Annotated in this window: 3 protein-coding genes; 2 read left to right on the plus strand and 1 reads right to left on the minus strand. The window is 65.1% G+C overall.

What is annotated here, in order from left to right; all coding sequences use genetic code 11:
- Positions 1 to 420: Crp/Fnr family transcriptional regulator (locus BLQ03_RS17770; RefSeq protein WP_139166827.1), on the plus strand; the 420-nt coding region annotated here is incomplete at its 5' end.
- A gap of 9 nt (positions 421 to 429) precedes the next feature.
- Here the strand turns inward: BLQ03_RS17770 and BLQ03_RS17775 are convergent.
- Entirely contained in the window at positions 430 to 708 is a 279-nt protein-coding gene (locus BLQ03_RS17775) for a DUF6894 family protein (RefSeq protein WP_090757609.1), read from the minus strand.
- A gap of 212 nt (positions 709 to 920) precedes the next feature.
- Between BLQ03_RS17775 and BLQ03_RS18745 the strand changes: the two genes are divergently transcribed.
- The coding region (locus BLQ03_RS18745) for a response regulator (protein WP_425415756.1) at positions 921 to 1,161 on the plus strand (241 nt) is incomplete at its 3' end.

Consider the following 1,161-nt stretch of genomic DNA (forward strand, 5'->3'; position numbering starts at 1 on the left):
CCCCGGGCGCGCATCCTGGAGATGACCGAGCGGCCGGCGCTGGCCCGGGCCTTGTGGTGGTGCTCGCTGGTGGACGAGGCGACGCTGCGCGAGTGGCTGGTCAACATCGGCGCACGATCCGCCGAGCAACGCGTCGCTCACCTGCTGTGCGAGCTCCTGCTGCGTTTGGAGGCTGTGGGGCTCACGAGCAACGGCTCCTACGATCTGCCCCTCACGCAGGTCGAGATTGCCGACACCATGGGATTGTCCCACATCCACGTGAACCGGGTGCTCCAGCGCCTGCGCGCCGAGGAGCTCATCACGCTGAAGAACGGAGCGCTGGTGATCCTGGACGTCCCGCGGCTGAAGGCGTTCAGCGGCTTCAACCCCAACTACCTGCACCTGGCCGAGCACAAAGGCAGCAAGGAGCCGAGGCGCTAGAGCGCGCGCCTAGCCATCGGATGAACCGGACGCAGGCCCAGGGTCCGCGTCAGGCTGCGAGAGCCTTTCCTCGGCGGAGAAGTGGAGCACGAACAGCACCTGGGCCTGCTCGTCCTCGACCTCGAGGCGCCACTCGGTCCCGTTCCAGAACCGCCCGCCCATGTCGCGCAGCACCTCGCCGCACAGGCAGATCGCCTCCGCCTGCGCCACGTAGATGTTGGGCAGCTCGATGCCCTCCTCGTCGCGTATCTCGCGGCCGTCAATGACGTGGAAGAAGTAGCGTGGCATGAGCGTGCTCCGGCTCGGAGGCGGGAGCACACGCTGTCTCTCGGCCGGCAACGCCCCTAATCGCGGCTGCCGATGTTCGCAATATAAGCGTGATGCCTTTGGATAACGAGGCGACACGGGGTGCAATCTTCACCCGTCGTTAACCTGGGTTAACCTGAGCCTCAAAACCGGGTTTACAGATTGTTCTCCAATGGCAGGTTTAGGAGGACTCCATGACAGCCTTGCAGGCTCGGTGGGTGGTCACCGACATCCCTGCTTCGGGGACGCTGGCTGTTCGGCCTCATGCCTCGGCCGTGGCCAGCGTACAGCGGAACAGGATTCTTGTCCTCGAGCGCCAGCGCGTCGTTGCGATCGACATTGCACAAGCGTTTGAAGCAGCCGGAGCCCAAGTGGTCGGGATCGCGTCGGACGTGGAGACCGCCCTTGCTCTGATCGCCCGTTGCGGCTCTCTCG

The sequence above is a fragment of the Paracoccus chinensis genome (assembly GCF_900102885.1).
GTDB lineage: Bacteria > Pseudomonadota > Alphaproteobacteria > Rhodobacterales > Rhodobacteraceae > Paracoccus > Paracoccus chinensis.

Excerpts from the sequence above, each read along its gene's own strand:
- BLQ03_RS17775 (WP_090757609.1), bottom strand. The coding sequence starts at position 708 with ATGCCACGCTACTTCTTCCACGTCATTGACGGCCGCGAGATACGCGAC.